This window comes from Microbacterium sp. AISO3 (assembly GCF_002204305.1).
Taxonomy (GTDB): Bacteria; Actinomycetota; Actinomycetes; order Actinomycetales; family Microbacteriaceae; genus Microbacterium; species Microbacterium arborescens.
On sequence record NZ_NHRF01000087.1, the window covers coordinates 1 to 429 of the forward strand.

The following is a 429-nucleotide window of genomic DNA, read 5'->3' on the forward strand; positions in this document are numbered from 1 at the left end:
ACCCGATGGAGGGCATCCACGTGCTGGTCAACCGCTCGTCCCGGACCACCGACGAGCGCGACGAGGAGCCGCCCATGCGCGACGACCAGGGCCTGACCCTCACCCAGGCGTTGCAGGCCTACACGAGCGGGGCGGCCCACGCGAACCACCAGGAGGACTCCGGCAACCTGCGGGTCGGCGCGTGCGCCGACGTGCTCGTCCTCGACCGGGACCCCTTCGAGCTGCACGAGGACGAGATCGGCTCGGCCGAGCCCGTGCGCGCGTGGGCGCGGGGCCGGCAGGTGTTCGAGCGGGGGTAGCCCGCTGGGCCCCTCAGCGGGCGGCGAGGAACGCCAGCACGCGCTCCATGACCTGCCCGGCCGCCCCGGCGTCGTACGCCGGCAGCGAGGAGTCGGTGAACAGGTGCCGGTCGCCGGGGTAGACGAAGAG

The 429-nt window shown here is 74.1% G+C and carries 1 protein-coding gene; it reads left to right on the plus strand.

Going from position 1 to position 429, the window contains the following annotated elements:
* On the plus strand, positions 1-299 hold a 299-nt coding region (locus tag CBF90_RS16440; protein WP_141097212.1), incomplete at its 5' end, for an amidohydrolase family protein.
* Positions 300-429: the final 130 nt, after the last annotated feature.